We start from the raw sequence: 16,001 nt of genomic DNA, 5'->3' as shown, positions 1-16,001 counted from the left end.
GCGGGGCCGCCTCGGACGACCGCGCCCGGACGGGGCCCCGCTGGTCGGCTCGCGAGTCTAGGCGGCCGGGCTGGGGATCCCCGGGCACTCGGGGTCGGGGCGGGTCGGGGAGACCAGCGTCGGGGCGGGTCGGGGAGACCAGCGTCGGGGGCGGGTCGGGGCGAGCGGCGCGAGGGGTGATCACGCCCGCGTAACCTGCACGGGTGCTCATCCGCTCGTTCCCGGCCGGCGCCTTCGGCACCAACTGCTACGCCGTCGCCACCGGGCGGGGTCAGGAGTGCGTCGTCGTCGACCCCGGCATGGACGCCGTCGGCCCGCTGTCCCAGCTGCTCGCCGAGGACGGCCTCAAGCCGGTCGCGGTCGTGCTCACCCACGGCCACCTCGACCACACCTTCTCCGTGGTGCCCGTCTGCGAGGGCTACGACATCCCCGCCTACATCCACCCGGCCGACACTGGCATGCTCAGCGACCCGGTCGCCTGGCACGGGCCCGCGCTGGCGCCGCTGATCCGCGGCGCCCGGCTGCCCGACCCCTCGGAGGTCCGGACGCTGGACGACGGCGCGGTGCTGGAGCTCGCCGGAGTCACGCTGACCGTCCGGCACGCCCCGGGGCACACGCAGGGGTCGGTGGTGTTCTCCCTCGACCTCGGCGAGGCGCCCGGGCTGCTCGCCGGCGACGTCCTGTTCGAGGGCTCGGTCGGGCGGGTCGACCTGCCCGGCGGCTCGTGGCAGTCGATGCTCGCCTCGCTGCGCGACGTCGTCCTCCCCATGGCCGACGAGACGATCGTGCTGCCCGGCCACGGCGGGCCGACCACCATCGGCCGGGAGCGGGCGACGAACCCCTACCTGGCCGAGGCGGCCGCGTCGGGGCCCGCGCCGAAGGGGCGCGGCCTGTGACCGGGCTGACCGCGCCGAAGGGCACGTTCGACACCCTGCCGCCGGAGTCCGCGCGGTTCCTGGCCGTCCGCGACGCGCTCACCGCGCCACTGCGGCGGGCGGGGTACGGCTACGTCGAGACGCCGGTGTTCGAGGAGACCGCCGTCTTCTCCCGCGGGGTCGGGGAGTCCACCGACGTCGTGACGAAGGAGATGTACACCTTCGACGACCGCGGCGGCCGGTCGCTCACGCTGCGCCCCGAGCTGACCGCCGGCCTCATGCGGGCGTTCATCGAGCACCGCCTGCACACCGGCGCGCTTCCGGTGAAGCTGTGGACCGTCGGCTCCTGCTTCCGCTACGAGCGGCCGCAGGCCGGCCGCTACCGGCACTTCACCCAGGTGGACATGGAGGCTCTCGGGGTCGACGACCCGGCGCTGGACGCCGAGGTGGTCGCGCTGGGCGTGCAGGGCTTCCGCGACCTCGGGCTGACCGACTTCGAGCTGCTGCTCACCTCGCTGGGCGACGCCACCTGCCGGCCGCAGTACCGCGAGCTGCTGGTCGCCTTCCTGGAGAAGCTGGACCTGGACGAGGAGACCCGCCGGCGCGCGGCGATCAACCCGCTGCGGGTGCTCGACGACAAGCGGCCCGAGGTGCAGGCGCAGCTGGACGACGCCCCGCTCATGGTCGACCACCTGTCGGACTCGACGAAGGCGCACTACGACGCGGTCCGGCAGCACCTGAGCGACCTCGGCGTCACCTGGACCGAGGCGCCGCGGCTGGTCCGCGGGCTGGACTACTACACGAAGACGACGTTCGAGTTCGTGCACTCCGGGCTCGGCGCGCAGTCGGCCATCGGTGGCGGCGGCCGCTACGACGGGCTGTCGGCGGCGCTCGGCGGGCCGGACCTCTCCGGCATCGGCTACGCCGTCGGCGTCGACCGCACGCTGCTGGCCGTGCAGGCCGAGGGGCTCGACATCGGGGTGAGCGCCGGGGTGCAGGCCTTCGTCGTCCCGCTCGGTGCCGAGGCCAAGCGGCTGGCCGTCCGGCTGGTCGGTCAGCTGCGGGAGGCCGGCGTCGCCGCCGACACCGTGTACGGCGACCGCGGCCTCAAGGGCGCGATGAAGGCCGCCGACCGCTCGGGGGCCACGCACGCGGTCGTCATCGGCGAGCGGGACCTGGCCGACGGCGTGGGCCAGCTCAAGGACCTGCGCACGGGCGAGCAGACCGCCGTCCCGGTGGCCGACCTGTTCGACGCGCTGCGACGTGCGACGGTGGGGGGATGAGCATGGAGCAGCGGCCGCTGGGCCGGACCGGAGCCGAGGTCGGCGTCGTGGGACTGGGCACCTGGCAGCTGGGCGGCGACTGGGGCGACGTCGACGACGAGGCGGCCGAGGCGGTGCTCGAGGCGGCGCTGGACGCCGGGGTGACCCTGCTCGACACCGCCGACGTCTACGGCGACGGCCGCTCGGAGGAGCGGATCCGCCGGGCGCTGGTGCTGCGGTCGGACCGGCCGTTCGTCGCGACCAAGGCCGGCCGGCGGGCCGACCCTTTCACCGCCGAGCAGTACACGCCGGAGAACCTCCGCGCCTGGGTCGACCGCTCCCGGCGCAACCTCGGCGTCGAGACGCTCGACCTGGTGCAGCTGCACTGCCCGCCGACCGCCGTCTACTCCGACCAGCGGGTCTACGACACCCTCGACGGGTTCGTCGCCGACGGGTCGATCGCCGCCTACGGCGTCTCGGTGGAGACCGTCGCCGAGGGGCTGACGGCGCTGCAGCACCCCGGCGTCGCGACGATCCAGGTGATCCTGAACGTGTTCCGGCGCAAGCCGCTGGAGGAGCTGCTGCCCGCGGCGCAGGCCGCCGAGGTCGGGATCCTGGCCCGCGTGCCGCTGGCCAGCGGTCTGCTGACCGGCAAGTACGACGAGTCGACGACGTTCCCCGCCGACGACCACCGGAACTTCAACCGCAACGGCGAGGCCTTCGACGTCGGCGAGACCTTCGCCGGCGTGCCGTTCGAGGTGGGCGTCGCCGCCGCCCGCGAGGTCGCGGAGATCGCCGGGGAGGCCCCGACGGCGGCGTTCGCGCTGCGCTGGGTGATCGACCAGCCCGGGGTCACCACCGTGATCCCCGGGGCGCGCGACGTGGAGCAGGTGCGCGGCAACGTCGCCGCCGCCGGCCTGCCCCGCCTGACCGAGGGCCAGCTCGCCGACCTCGAGCGGGTGTACGACGAGCGCATCCGCGCGCACGTGCACGACCGCTGGTAACCCCGACCTCCCCACCACAGAGAGAGATCCCCCGTGCTCCGCACCCATGACGCCGGCACCCTCCGCGGTTCCGACGCCGGCTCGCAGGTCACCCTCGCCGGCTGGGTCGCCCGCCGCCGCGACCACGGCGGCGTGGTCTTCCTCGACCTGCGCGACGCCTCCGGCTACGTGCAGGTCGTCGTCCGCGAGGAGGAGGCGCACGCCCTCCGCAACGAGTACTGCGTGCTGATCACCGGTGAGGTCCGGCAGCGGCCGGCGGGCAACGAGAACCCCGAGCTGCCCACCGGCGAGATCGAGGTCGTCGCCACCGCGCTGCGGGTGCTGTCGGCGGCCGCGCCGCTGCCGTTCCCGATCGAGACCGACTCCCCGGCCTCCGACGACGTCCGCTACCGCTTCCGCTACCTGGACCTGCGCCGTCAGGACCCGGCCCGGATCATCCGGCTGCGCAGCGAGGTCAACCGGATCGCCCGGACCGTGATGGCCGGCCACGGCTTCGCCGAGGTGGAGACGCCGACGCTGACCCGCTCCACCCCCGAGGGTGCCCGCGACTTCGTCGTCCCGGTGCGCCTGCAGCCGGGCAAGTGGTACGCGCTGCCCCAGTCACCGCAGCTGTTCAAGCAGCTGCTGATGATCGGTGGGCTCGAGCGCTACTACCAGATCGCCCGCTGCTTCCGGGACGAGGACTTCCGCGCCGACCGGCAGCCGGAGTTCACCCAGCTGGACTTCGAGATGAGCTTCGTCGAGCGCGACGACGTCCTGGCGATCGCCGAGGACGTCGTCCGCTCGCTGTGGCGTGAGCTCGCCTCCTACGAGGTGCCCGAGATCCCGCGGATGACCTACCGCGAGGCCATGGACCGCTTCGGCTCCGACAAGCCCGACCTGCGCTTCGGCATCGAGCTGACCGAGCTGACGGAGTTCTTCGCCGACACCCCGTTCCGGGTGTTCCAGGCGCCCTACGTCGGCGCGGTGGTCATGCCCGGCGGCGGCTCGCAGCCGCGGCGCGCGTTCGACGCCTGGCAGGACTGGGCCCGCTCCCGCGGCTCCCGCGGCCTGGCCTACGTGACGATCGCCGAGGACGGCACGCTCGGCGGGCCGGTGGCCAAGAACATCTCCGAGGCCGAGCGGTCCGGGCTGGTCGAGGCCGTCGGTGCCGAGCCCGGCGACTGCGTCTTCTTCGCCGCCGGCGCCCGCCGCACCTCGCAGGAGCTGCTCGGCGCCGCCCGCAACGAGATCGCCAAGCGGTTGGAGCTCATCCAGCCGGGCACCTGGTCGTTCCTGTTCGTCGTCGACTTCCCGATGTTCGAGGAGACCGAGGACGGCGACTGGACCTTCATGCACCACCCGTTCACCTCGCCCACCCCCGAGTGGCGCGACCGCTTCGCCGAGGACAAGGGCGGCGCGCTGTCCGACGCCTACGACATGGTGATCAACGGCAACGAGGTGATGAGCGGCTCGGTGCGCATCCACGACGCCGCGCTGCAGGAGCGGGTGTTCGAGACCCTGGGGATGTCCCGCGAGGAGGCCCGCGAGCGGTTCGGCTTCTTCCTCGAGGCCTTCGCCTACGGCCCGCCGCCGCACGCCGGCGCCGCGCTCGGCTGGGACCGGCTGACCGCGCTGCTGGCCGGCGTCGAGTCGATCCGCGAGGTCATCGCCTTCCCGAAGACCGGCGCGGGCTTCGACCCGCTCACCGGCGCGCCGACGCCGATCACCGAGGCGCAGCGCAAGGAGGCCGGCATCGACGCCGAGCCGGAGGAGCCCCCGCTCCCCGGCGAGCCCGGCGCCCCCGGCCCGTCCGACCCGACGAAGGGCTGAGCCGCTCCTGCGGTGTCCCCCGTGCTCCTGCGGCGCTCGCAGCACCGCGACGGGACGAGGGGCACCGCAGGAGCCGCAGCCCCGGCTCGCCGCCCCCGCGTCAGTCGGCGACCTCGCGCGGCCAGACGACGACGAAGCGCTCGAACACCACCTCCAGGTCGTCGGACCACCTCCGCCCGCGGGCCTCGAGCGTGCGCGTGAAGTAGCGCAGGTGGCCGTCCAGCCAGCTCTGCCGGGTCCGGTCGCCCTCGCCCTCGTCGAACGCGAACGCGTCGTCGACGCTGTGCAGCGGCCCGATCCGCAACTCGCTGGAGCGCAGCACGCACCGCGGCACGCCGGCGCCGTCGGCGACCAGCCAGTGGGCCCCGATGCGCGGCAGCGGTCGCCCGTGGTCGGTGAAGTCGGCGACCAGCCCGGCCGTGGCCCGCTTGGTGCCCGCCAGGACCAGGGCCAGCAGCGCGTCGTTCAGGGCGGGGCTGTCACCGAGCCGCTCGACGTCCGGCGGCTCCTCGGGCGGGGCGGGCGCGGTGCGGGTCGCCTGGTAGGCGGCCCAGAGGCTCTCGGCCTGCGGTGTCATCGGGCTCCTCGTCGTCCCTCTCGGTACGTTGCGCAGCATGCCGCTGCGCGCCCGCACCCTGCTCGGTCCCGGCCCGTCCAACCCCTACCCGGAGGCCACGGTCGCCCTCGGGCAGCCGCTGCTGGGCCACCTCGACCCGGTCTTCCTCGGGATCCTGGACGAGACCTCCGACCGGCTCCGCGAGGTCTTCGGGACGGCGAACCGGCGCACCCTCCCGCTGTCGGCGACCGGCTCTGCGGGGATGGAGGCGGCCTTCGTCAACACCGTCGGCCCTGGGGACGTCGTCGTGGTGGCCGTCAACGGCCTGTTCGGCGAGCGCATGGTCGACGTCGCCTCCCGCTGCGGCGCCGAGGTCGTGCGGGTCGACCACGAGTGGGGACAGCCGGTCGACGCCGAGCGGGTGCTGGCCGCGCACCCGTCGCCGAAGCTGGTCGCCGCGGTCCACGCCGAGACCTCCACCGGCGTCCGGTCCGACCTGGAGCCGCTGGCCTCGGGCAAGGGCGACGCCCTGCTGCTCGCCGACTGCGTGACCTCACTCGGCGGCATCCCGGTGCGGCTGGACGACTGGGGCGTCGACCTCGCCTACTCCGGCTCGCAGAAGTGCCTCGGCGTCGCGCCGGGCCTCGCGCCGTTCACCATCGGCGACCGGGCGTGGGAGCGGCGGATCGAGAAGCCGCAGAGCTGGTACCTGGACCTCGGCATGCTCGGCGGCTACGCCGGCGAGGCCGCCGGCACCGGTGGGCGCACCTACCACCACACCGCGCCCACCGGCATGGTCGTGTCCCTGCACGCCGCGCTGGGCCGGATCCTCGACGAGGGCCTGGACGCCGTGCACGCCCGGCACGCCGAGGCCGGCCGGCTGCTGCACGAGGGGCTGGCCGAGCTGGGCCTGGAGCTGTTCGCCGCCGAGGGGCACCGGCTGCCGGAGCTCACCACGGTGCGGGTGCCCGAGGGCGTCGACTCGGCGGCGGTCCGCGCGGAGCTGCTCGAGCGCTACGACCTGGAGATCGGTGGCGGCGTCGGTGCCTACGCGGCCACTGTGTGGCGGATCGGCCTCATGGGCGCCAACGCCCGGCCGGAGAAGGTGGCGCTGGTGCTCGCCGCCCTCCGCGAGGTCCTCGGCCGGTGACGCTGCCGGTCCCCGCGGCCGCCGCCCCGGCGGCGGACCCGGCGCCGGACGGCGCGCTCCCGGCCCGGTCGCGGCGGCTGCCCGCCCTGGCCCTGCTGCCGCTGGCGGCCGCGGTGTGGTGGGTCGGCGGGCACCTGTGGTGGCTGCTGACCCTGGCCGGGCTGGACGCCGGGGGCGCGACGGCCGTCCCCTTCGACGCCTCGAGGCTCAGCGGGCTGGTGCTCGGCGCCCTGGCCGGCGGCGTCGCCGCGGGCCTGCTCGCCCGGCTGGCCGAGCGGCGCGGGCGGGGGCTCGCCGCGACCGCCGGCGGGGTGGCGCTCGCGGTCCTCGTCACGCTCGTGCAGTCCTCGGCCGCGGTGCGCGACACGGCCGCCGGGACCTTCGCCGCCGACCCGGTGGTGCTCACCGGCCTGACCGCGGTCGCGGTCGGTGCCGCCGCGGCCGGGTGGCTGGCCGGCTCGCTGGCGCTGCTCGGCCGCGGCGGGCTCGCGCTGGCCCTGGGGGTGCTGGCGGGGCTCACGCCGTCCTGGCTGTCGTCGGTCGTGTTCGCCGTGACCGGACCGGAGGCGTCCACCGGGATCGGCCGGCTCGTCTCCTGGAGCGGGGCGGCCGTGCTCGCGCTGGCACTCGTCGCCGCCGGGCTGCGGCCGCCGGTCCACCTGCTGTGGTGGCCGGCGGTGGTGCTGCTGGCCTGGTCCGCCGGGCCCGCGCTGACCGCCACGGCCTACCTCGAGCCGGCGTTGCGACCCGGCGCCGGTCTTCCGGACACCCTGCTGGACGCCCTGGCGGGCGCCTGGCAGGTGTTCGGGCTGGCGGCCGAGCCCGGCGCGCGGGACCTCGTCCCGTGGGTGGTGGCCGTCCTCGGCGCGCTGCTGGTCTCGGCCGCCCTCGCCGCGCGTTCTCGCGCGTCGACGTCGTCACCAGCCGCCCCTTCGCCAGCCCCCTCGCCGTGATCATGGGCACTTTGCCGCTCGCTCCAGCGCGTCGCAGCGTGTCGGCGGCACGATGCCCATGATCGCGAGGACCAGCGCCGTCCACAGGGGCGGCGACGCTCCACAGCGCGGTCACTCGGCCACGGGAGTCGGCGCGGAGCACGCACCGTCCCTGCCGTGGACGACGTCGAGCTGCCCCTGGCCTACACCTGGAGACGAGCGCGGGAGGCGGGGGCACGCCGCCGGCAGATCGCGGCGGACGGCGTCCGACTCGGTCACGGCCTGTACCTCTCGCGGGCCGCGCCGGCGACGCTGGCCGCGCGCTGCTCCGCCTGGACCCGCCTGCTGCCGGCGGACGCCGCCTTCGGGATGCAGACGGCGGTCGCGCTGCTCGGCGCCGACGACGGCCTCTGCCGCGAGCTCCGGGCGCCCGATGTGCACGTCGTCCTGACCCCTCGTCCGGTGCCGCCCCGCCGCCGCGGTCTCGTCGTGCACGAGCGGGCGCTGCTCGCGGGAGACGTCGTCGAGGCGGCCGGGCTGAGGGTCACCTCCGGCGCCCGGACCTTCCTCGACCTCGCCCTGCACCTCCCACCGCAGGAACTCGTGGCCGTGGGGGACGCCCTGCTGCGGCAGGGACGCATGGACGAGGCCGCACTCGCGGCCCGCCTCGCGCTGGCCGACCGCGTCAAGGGCGTCGTCCGCGCCCGGGAGTGTGCTCCCTTGCTCTCGGCGGAGGCGAGGTCGCGGCCGGAGAGCCTCATCCGCTACTGGCTGGCCACCAGCGACCTCCCGGCGCCCGACGTCCAGGTCCCGGTGCGGGACCGGTGGGGCCGGGAGGTGGCGCACGCGGACGTCGGCTACGAGCGGTACCGCGTCGCGGTCGAGTACGAGGGGCGTCAGCACGCCGACCCGGAGCAGTTCGGCCGGGACGTGGACCGCTACTCGCTCATGGCCGCCGACGGGTGGCTGGTGCTGCGCTTCGCCGGGCGGCACCTCGGAGGTCCCGGGGTGGTGGTCGACCGGACCCGCCGGGCGTTGGTCAGCCGCGGGTGGCGGGACCTGCGGGCAGCTCCCCGCTCGTGATCATGGGCGCGTTGCCGGCGACACGCGCGGACACGCCGGCCCGAGCGGCACGACGCCCATGATCACGGCGGGACACAGCGGGACAGACGGCGGGGCGCTCAGCCCAGGCGCGCGAGCTGCTCCGCGCTCAGGGTGAGCTCGGCCGCGGCGGCGGAGTCGGTGATCGACGCCGGCCGCGAGGCGCCGGGGATCGGCAGCACGACGTCGGCCTGCGCCAGGTGCCAGGCCAGCGTCACCTGGTACACCGACACCCCGAGCTCGGCGGCGACCTCGGCGAAGGCCGGCGCGGTGGCGTCGAGCGAGCCGGCGGCCGTCACCCCGCCGAAGGGGCTCCAGGGGATGAACGCCAGGCCGTGCCCGGCGCAGTGGGCGAGCTCGTCGGCGGAGAAGCGCCAGCCGGGGGAGAACTGGTTCTGCACCGCCACCAGCGCGTCGCCCAGCACCGAGCGGGCGACGTCGATCTGGGCGATGTCGGCGTTGGAGACGCCGACCGTGCGCACGAGCCCGGCGTCGTACAGCGCCCGCAGCCCGGCCATCGACTCCTCCCACGGGGTGTCGGGGTCGGGGCGGTGGAACTGGTACAGGTCGATCGCCTCGACGCCCAGCCGGCGCAGCGACCCCTCGCAGGCCCGCCGGAGGTAGCCGGGGCTGCCGTCGAGGTCCCAGTCGGTGCCGTGCCGGGTGTGCCCGCCCTTGGTCGCGACGAGGACGCCGTCCGTGCCGCCGCCGTAGGAGCGCAGCGCCCGCGCGACCAGCTCCTCGTTGTGGCCGAACTCCGCCTCGTCGTGGGCGTAGGCGTCGGCGGTGTCGATCAGCGTGACCCCGGCGTCCAGGGCGGCGTGCACCACCGCCTCGGCCTGCTCCGGCGTGGGCCGGTCGGTCTTGGTGGACAGGGGCATCGCGCCCAGCCCGATGGCGCTGACGGACACGCGGCCGACGGTGTCGTTGCCGATGGTGCGCTGCTGCACGGGGACCCTCTCGTAGGCGACCAGACCGTCGTTCCCCGCGGGTAGCGTCGTCACCCGTGAGTTCGCTGTTCGACGAGCCGGCCGGCGCCACGGCGGCGGGCGGGCCCGCCGCCGTCGACCCGGGGGCGCCGCTGGCGGTGCGGATGCGGCCGCGCTCCCTCGACGAGGTCGTCGGCCAGCAGCACCTGCTCGGCCCGCGCTCGCCGCTGCGCCGGCTGGTCGAGGCCGACGAGCCGATGTCGCTGGTCCTCTACGGCCCGCCGGGCACCGGCAAGACCACCCTGGCGCACGTCATCTCCCTGGCCACCAGTCGTCAGTTCGTGCAGCTGTCGGCGCTGGACTCCGGGGTCAAGGAGGTCCGCGCGGTCATCACCGCCGCCAAGCGGGAGCTCACCTACGCCGGCCGGCGCACCGTGCTGTTCATCGACGAGGTGCACCGCTTCTCCAAGACCCAGCAGGACTCGCTGCTGTCGGCGGTCGAGGACCGCATCGTCAGCCTGATCGCCGCCACCACCGAGAACCCCTTCTTCTCCGTGGTCAGCCCGCTGCTGTCGCGCAGCCTCGTGCTGGCCCTGCAGCCGCTGGCCGACGACGACGTCCGCGCCCTGCTGCACCGGGCGCTCACCAGTGACCGCGGCCTCGACGGCGCCGTCACGCTCAGCCCGGAGGCCGAGGAGCACCTGGTGCGCATCGCCGGCGGCGACGGCCGCAAGGCGCTGACCGCGCTGGAGTCCGGTGCCGGCGCGGCGGTCGCCGCGGGCGCCGGTGAGATCGACCTCGCCACGCTGGAGACGGCGGTCGCCCAGGCGGCGGTCCGCTACGACCGGCAGGGCGACCAGCACTACGACGTCGCCAGCGCGCTGATCAAGTCCATCCGCGGCAGCGACGTCGACGCGGCGCTGCACTACCTGGCCCGGATGGTCGAGGCGGGGGAGGACCCGCGCTTCATCGCCCGGCGGCTGGTCATCTCCGCCAGCGAGGACATCGGCATGGCCGACCCGACGGCGCTGCAGACCGCCGTCGCCGCGGCGCAGGCGGTCCAGATGATCGGCATGCCCGAGGGCCACTTCCCGCTCGCCCACGCCGTCGTCCACCTGGCCACCGCACCGAAGTCCAACGCGGTCACCGTCGCGATGGGCGAGTCCGTCGCCGACGTCCGGGCGGGCCTGGCCGGGCCGGTGCCGCCCGGGCTGCGCGACGCCCACTACGCGGGCGCGAAGAAGCTCGGGCACGGCGGCACCTACCGGTACCCGCACGACGCCCCCGACGGGATCGTCGCCCAGCAGTACCCGCCCGACGCCCTGGTCGGCCGCGACTACTACCGGCCCACCCAGCGCGGGGCCGAGGGGCCGATCGCGGCCCGCCTGCCGAAGCTGCGGGCCATCCTGCGCCGCGGCCGCTGACCACCAGCCCCACCTCTCCCGCGGGCGGCACGGCCCGGGGGGCCCGCCGACTACTGTGATCCCGCCGGGGAACGGTGCCCGGCCGCAAGCCAACCGACGAACAGGAGACCGCGCGTGTCCGCAGGAGAGTGGGCCGGACTCATCGCAGCCCTGGCGCTGGTGCTGCTGGTCGTACTGCTGGCCGTCCCGCTGCTCAAGCTGGGCCGCACGCTCGACGAGACGACGCTGACCATCCGCCAGGTCCGCGAGCAGAGCCAGCCGATCCTGGCGCAGGCGACCACCACGGTCACCCACGTCAACAGCAACCTCGAGCGGGTCGACGACATCACCGGCAACGCCGCGAACGTCTCCAGCAACGTGGCCGCGCTGACCAGCGTCGTGGCCGCCACCCTGGGCAGCCCGCTGATCAAGGTCGCGGCCTTCAGCTACGGCGTCCGCAGCGCCGCGCGCAAGCGCCGCGAGGGCCAGGCGGTCGCCGAGGCCGCCCAGCGGGACAAGGAGGCGCGCCGCGCGCGCCGGGCCGCCCGGCGGGCCGCCTGATGCGCCGGCTGTTCTGGCTCGCCATGGGGATCACCATCGGCGCCCTCGTCGTCCGCAAGCTGTCGGCCGCCGCGGAGAAGCTCACCCCGCAGAGCCTCGCCGGCGCCCTGGTCGAGGGGCTGCGCGACCTCGCCGACGCGATCGGCGAGTTCGGCGCCGACGTCCGGGCCGCCGCCGCGGCGCGTGAGGACGAGCTGCGGTCGGGTACCGGACTGGACGCGCCGCTGCCCGAGCGCGGCGCCGTCGAGCTGCCCGGCCGGCACAGCGCTCCGCCGTCCGCCCGCTGACCTCCGCGGCGCCGCGGCACCCGGCGCCCCACCCCTGAGAACCCCGAGTAGGACATGCAGACCGCCGAGATCCGCCGCCGCTTCCTCGAGCACTTCGCCGCCCGCGGCCACACCGTCGTCCCCAGCGCGTCGCTGGTCTCGCCGGACCCGTCGCTGCTGTTCACCGTCGCCGGCATGGTGCCGTTCATCCCGTACCTGACCGGCCGCGAGCCGGCGCCGTTCCCGCGCGCGACCAGCGTGCAGAAGTGCGTCCGCACCCTCGACATCGAGGAGGTGGGCAAGACCACCCGGCACGGCACGTTCTTCCAGATGAACGGCAACTTCTCCTTCGGCGACTACTTCAAGGAGGGGGCGATCCGGCACGCCTGGGAGCTGGTGACCGGGCGCCTGGACGACGGCGGGCTGGGCTTCGACCCCGAGCGCATCTGGGTCACCGTCTACCTGGACGACGACGAGGCCGCCGAGGCCTGGCACCGCATCGCCGGCCTGCCGGTCGAGCGGATCCAGCGGCTGGGCAAGAAGGACAACTACTGGCACACCGGGGCCGACGGGCCCGGCGGTCCGTGCTCGGAGATCTACTACGACCGCGGCCCGGAGTTCGGGCCCGACGGCGGCCCGCTGGTCGACACCGGCGGCGACCGGTTCCTGGAGATCTGGAACCTCGTCTTCATGCAGTACGAGCTGGCCGACGTCCGGAGCAAGGAGGACTTCACCGTCCTCGGCGAGCTGCCGAAGAAGAACATCGACACCGGCATGGGCCTGGAGCGGGTGGCCTTCCTGCTCCAGGGCGTCGACAACATGTACGAGATCGACGAGGTCGCGCCGGTGCTCCGCCGCGCCGCCGAGCTCGCCGGGATCACCTACGGCAAGGACCACGACGCCGACGTGCGGCTGCGGGTCGTCGCCGACCACGTGCGCAGCGGCCTGATGCTCATCGGCGACGGCGTCACCCCCGGCAACGAGGGCCGGGGCTACATCCTGCGCCGGCTGCTGCGCCGCGCCGTCCGCTCGATGAAGCTGCTCGGCGTCGACGAGGCCACGCTGCCGGAGCTGCTGCCGGTGTCCCGCGACGCGATGAGCCCGAGCTACCCCGAGCTGGCCACCGACTTCGCCCGCATCTCCTCGGTCGCCTACGCCGAGGAGGAGGCCTTCCGCCGCACCCTGAGCTCGGGCACCGCGCTGTTCGACACCGCCGTGCGCGAGGCCAAGGCCGCGGGGGCGCCCTCGCTGACCGGGGAGCAGGCGTTCTCCCTGCACGACACCTACGGCTTCCCGATCGACGTCACCCTCGAGATGGCCGCCGAGCAGGGCGTGACCGTCGACGAGGCGGGCTTCCGGGCGCTCATGCAGCAGCAGCGCGACCGCGCCCGCGCCGACGCCCGCGCCAAGCGCACCGGCTCGGTCGACGTCCTGGCCTACCGCCGGCTGCTGGCCGAGCACGGGCCCACCGACTGGCAGGCGTACGAGGCGCTGCGGACCGACTCCCGCGTGCTCGCCGTCGTCTCGGACCTGACCGACTCCGACGGCGCCGCCACGGTCGCCGGCCCCGGCGAGGTGACCCGCGTCGTCCTGGACCGGACGCCGTTCTACGCCGAGTCCGGCGGTCAGGTGGCCGACGCCGGCGTCCTGACCTGGGACGGCGGCCGCGCCGAGGTGCTCGACGTGCAGCGGCCGGTCAAGGGCCTGGTCGCCCACCAGGTGCGGGTGCTCGAGGGGGAGCTGCGCGCCGGCGTCGAGCTGACCGCGCAGGTCGACCGCGAGTGGCGGCTGTCGGCCTGCCAGGCGCACTCGGGCACCCACGTGGTGCACGCCGCGCTGCGCCAGGTGCTCGGCCCGCAGGCCCTGCAGTCCGGTTCGTACAACCGCCCCGGCTACCTGCGGCTGGACTTCGCCTGGCAGGGCGCGCTCAGCGCGCAGCAGCGGACCGACATCGAGGACGTCGCCAACGCCGCCGTCCGCGCCGACCACGGCGTGACCGCCAGCTACATGACGCTGGCCGAGGCCCAGGCCATCGGTGCGCTGGCGCTGTTCGGCGAGACCTACGGCGAGCAGGTCCGCGTCGTGGAGATCGGCGGCCCGTGGTCGCGCGAGCTCTGCGGTGGCACCCACGTGCGCGGCAGCGCCCAGATCGGCACGCTGGCGCTCACCGGCGAGTCCTCGGTCGGCTCCGGGTCCCGCCGCGTCGAGGCCGCGGTCGGGCTGGAGGGGTTCCGCTACCTGGCCCGCGAGCGCGACCTCGTGCGCCAGCTGGGCGAGCTGCTCAAGACCCCGGCCGACGGCCTGGCCGACCGCATCAGCGGCATCCTCGCCCGGCAGCGCGAGACCGACCGGGAGCTCGCCGACCTGCGGGCCCAGCAGACCCTGGCCGCCGCGGGCACGCTGGCCGCCGGCGCCACCGACGTCGACGGGATCGCCCTGGTCACCGGCTCGCCGCAGGGTCTGGCCGGCGGCGACCTGCGCACCCTGGCGCTCGACGTCCGCGCGAGGCTGGGCGACCGACCCGCCGTGGTCTTGCTCGCCTCCGAGTCCGGGGGCAAGGTTGCCCTCGTGGCGGCCCTCACGCCCGCCGCGCAGGAGCGGGGTCTCTCGGCCGGGGACCTGATCAAGACGGCCGCCGGGCCGGTCGGCGGCCGCGGCGGTGGCAAGGCCGACGTCGCCCAGGGGGGCGGTACCGACCCCGGCGGCATCCCCGCGGCCCTGGCGGCCGGCGAGCAGGCGGTCCGCGACCGCGCGTCCGGAAGGTGAGCTGAGATGCCCGAGCAGCGCTGGGACCCCGAGGAGACCGGTCCGGTCGGCGAGCGGCGCGTGCAGCGCCCCGCCGTCCCGCCGGCGCGACCGCGGCCGGGCGGCCAGCCGCCGACGCAGGACCAGCCGGTGCACCACGCCACGACGGAGATCGACCTGCGCGCGGCCGGCTTCCCGCCGGTGCGCAACGAGACCACCGAGATCGACCTGTCGAAGGGCCTGCCCGCGGGGCTGCCGCCGCTGCCGCCGCGCCGCGGCCGGCAGGGCCGCCGGCTCGGCCTCGACGTCGGCACGGTGCGCGTCGGCGTGGCGCTGTCGGACCCGACCGGCACGCTGGCCAGCCCGCTGGAGACCGTGCAGCGGGCCCGCGACGAGTCCGACCTGGACCGCATCGCCGCGCTCGTGGTGGAACACGAGGTGACAGAGGTGATCGTGGGGGAGCCGCGCCACCTCTCGGGTGCGTCGGGCGCCTCGGCCCGCGAGGCCCGTGCCTACGCTCGGGCCCTGGCCGGGCGCATCGGGTCCGTGCCCGTGCACCTCGTCGACGAAAGGCTCTCCACCGTGACTGCAGCCGGTTCCCTGCGGGCGAGCGGGCTCGACAGCCGCCAGCAGCGCCCCGTGATCGACCAGGCGGCCGCCGTGGTCATCCTCCAGGCCTATCTCGACGCCCAGCGGGGGCGCTCGTGAGTTTCCCGACCCCGCCCGGTGGGCGGGGTCGGCACGCCCGGACCGACGGTGCCGGCCAGTCGCTGAGCGCCTGGGCCGCCGGGCTGCCGCGCCAGCAGGCCCCCGCGCGACCGGAGCCGCCGACGACCATCGGCCCCGCACCGGCCGCGCCGCCGCGGCGCCGCGCGGGCGTCATCGACCGCGAGCACGCGGCCGACTTCCCGATCGCCGACTACGCCCGCCACTCCTCGCCCGGCGAGGACGACCGCACCGGCCGCATGCCCGGCCTCGGCGACGTCCCGCCGGAGCCGCCGGCCCCGGCCGGTACGCACCCCAGCGCGCCGCTGCCCCCGCGCCCGGTGGGGACCTGGTCCCGGCTGCAGCGGCGCACCGACGTGCCGCCGGACGACGAGGCCACCGTCGCCCAGCCGGCGGTCGGCTCGCCGCTGCCCCCGCCGCCCGTCCCCGGCGCGGGTGCCGACCGGCAGGAGCCCTACGAGCACGACGCGCACGAGCACCACGACGACGACGCCACCGGCGGCCTCGAGGTCCTCGCCGACGACGACGACCACCACGACGACCACCACGACGACGTGCACCACCACGACGACGCCGTGGCGGGGGGCCCGGGGGGGGGGGGGGGGGGGGGGGGGCGGGGGGGGGGGGGGGGGGGGGGGGGCGGGGGGGGGGGGGGGGGGGGGGGGGGGGGGGGGGGGGG

At 75.7% G+C, this 16,001-nt stretch carries 14 protein-coding genes; 12 read left to right on the top strand and 2 right to left on the bottom strand.

Annotated elements, in window-relative coordinates:
- Window positions 1-203: 203 nt before the first annotated feature.
- From ACI8AX_RS13785 to aspS, 4 genes are read left to right on the top strand one after another with little or no spacing between them, the layout of a single operon-like run.
- Window positions 204-896, top strand: coding sequence for an MBL fold metallo-hydrolase (locus ACI8AX_RS13785; RefSeq protein WP_456550398.1), 693 nt, complete (start codon window positions 204-206; stop codon window positions 894-896).
- Window positions 893-2,158 carry a histidine--tRNA ligase gene (hisS, locus tag ACI8AX_RS13780; RefSeq protein WP_456550397.1) on the top strand — a complete coding sequence of 422 codons (1,266 nt, stop codon included), beginning with the start codon at window positions 893-895 and terminating at the stop codon, window positions 2,156-2,158. Before ACI8AX_RS13785 ends, hisS begins: the two co-directional genes overlap by 4 nt.
- Complete coding sequence (locus tag ACI8AX_RS13775; protein WP_456550396.1) at window positions 2,155-3,141, top strand: aldo/keto reductase; 987 nt, start codon at window positions 2,155-2,157, stop codon at window positions 3,139-3,141. Before hisS ends, ACI8AX_RS13775 begins: the two co-directional genes overlap by 4 nt.
- A gap of 33 nt (window positions 3,142-3,174) precedes the next feature.
- The gene (gene aspS, locus ACI8AX_RS13770) at window positions 3,175-4,953 is read left to right on the top strand and encodes an aspartate--tRNA ligase (protein ID WP_456550395.1); all 1,779 of its coding nucleotides are present in this window, start codon (window positions 3,175-3,177) and stop codon (window positions 4,951-4,953) included.
- 100 nt (window positions 4,954-5,053) lie between these two features.
- On the opposite strand, the gene ACI8AX_RS13765 is transcribed toward aspS, so the two are convergent.
- Complete coding sequence (locus ACI8AX_RS13765; protein ID WP_456550394.1) at window positions 5,054-5,530, bottom strand: ASCH domain-containing protein; 477 nt, start codon at window positions 5,528-5,530, stop codon at window positions 5,054-5,056.
- Between the two features lie 37 nt (window positions 5,531-5,567).
- On the opposite strand from ACI8AX_RS13765, the gene ACI8AX_RS13760 reads away from it, so the two are divergent.
- From ACI8AX_RS13760 to ACI8AX_RS13750, 3 genes are all read left to right on the top strand, one after another.
- A complete protein-coding gene (locus ACI8AX_RS13760) occupies window positions 5,568-6,659 on the top strand; it encodes a pyridoxal-phosphate-dependent aminotransferase family protein (RefSeq protein WP_456550393.1) in 1,092 nt (363 codons plus the stop codon).
- On the top strand, window positions 6,656-7,612 hold the full coding sequence (locus ACI8AX_RS13755) for a hypothetical protein (RefSeq protein ID WP_456550392.1): 957 nt from the start codon (window positions 6,656-6,658) through the stop codon (window positions 7,610-7,612). The genes ACI8AX_RS13760 and ACI8AX_RS13755 overlap by 4 nt, the downstream gene beginning before the upstream one ends.
- Window positions 7,613-7,768: 156 nt before the next feature.
- Window positions 7,769-8,674, top strand: coding sequence for a hypothetical protein (locus tag ACI8AX_RS13750; protein ID WP_456550391.1), 906 nt, complete (start codon window positions 7,769-7,771; stop codon window positions 8,672-8,674).
- 98 nt (window positions 8,675-8,772) lie between these two features.
- Here ACI8AX_RS13750 and ACI8AX_RS13745 read toward each other — a convergent pair whose 3' ends face one another.
- Window positions 8,773-9,696, bottom strand: a complete 924-nt coding sequence (locus tag ACI8AX_RS13745; RefSeq protein WP_456550390.1) for an aldo/keto reductase — start codon at window positions 9,694-9,696, stop codon at window positions 8,773-8,775.
- 2 nt (window positions 9,697-9,698) lie between these two features.
- Here ACI8AX_RS13745 and ACI8AX_RS13740 point away from each other — a divergent pair, with 2 nt between their 5' ends.
- The 5 genes from ACI8AX_RS13740 (at window position 9,699) to ruvX (ending at window position 15,304) form a co-directional block, all read left to right on the top strand.
- Window positions 9,699-11,045, top strand: coding sequence for a replication-associated recombination protein A (locus ACI8AX_RS13740; protein ID WP_456550389.1), 1,347 nt, complete (start codon window positions 9,699-9,701; stop codon window positions 11,043-11,045).
- 114 nt (window positions 11,046-11,159) lie between these two features.
- Entirely contained in the window at window positions 11,160-11,585 is a 426-nt protein-coding gene (locus tag ACI8AX_RS13735; protein ID WP_456550388.1) for a DUF948 domain-containing protein, read from the top strand.
- Entirely contained in the window at window positions 11,585-11,872 is a 288-nt protein-coding gene (locus ACI8AX_RS13730) for a hypothetical protein (RefSeq protein WP_456550387.1), read from the top strand. Before ACI8AX_RS13735 ends, ACI8AX_RS13730 begins: the two co-directional genes overlap by 1 nt.
- Before the next feature lie 54 nt (window positions 11,873-11,926).
- Window positions 11,927-14,617 carry an alanine--tRNA ligase gene (gene alaS / locus ACI8AX_RS13725; protein ID WP_456550386.1) on the top strand — a complete coding sequence of 897 codons (2,691 nt, stop codon included), beginning with the start codon at window positions 11,927-11,929 and terminating at the stop codon, window positions 14,615-14,617.
- Between the two features lie 6 nt (window positions 14,618-14,623).
- A complete protein-coding gene (ruvX, locus tag ACI8AX_RS13720) occupies window positions 14,624-15,304 on the top strand; it encodes a Holliday junction resolvase RuvX (protein ID WP_456550385.1) in 681 nt (226 codons plus the stop codon).
- The last annotated feature ends 697 nt before the right edge of the window (window positions 15,305-16,001 follow it).

This window comes from Blastococcus sp. SYSU D00813 (assembly GCF_054050735.1).
This window is presented reverse-complemented; position numbering and strand designations above follow the sequence as displayed.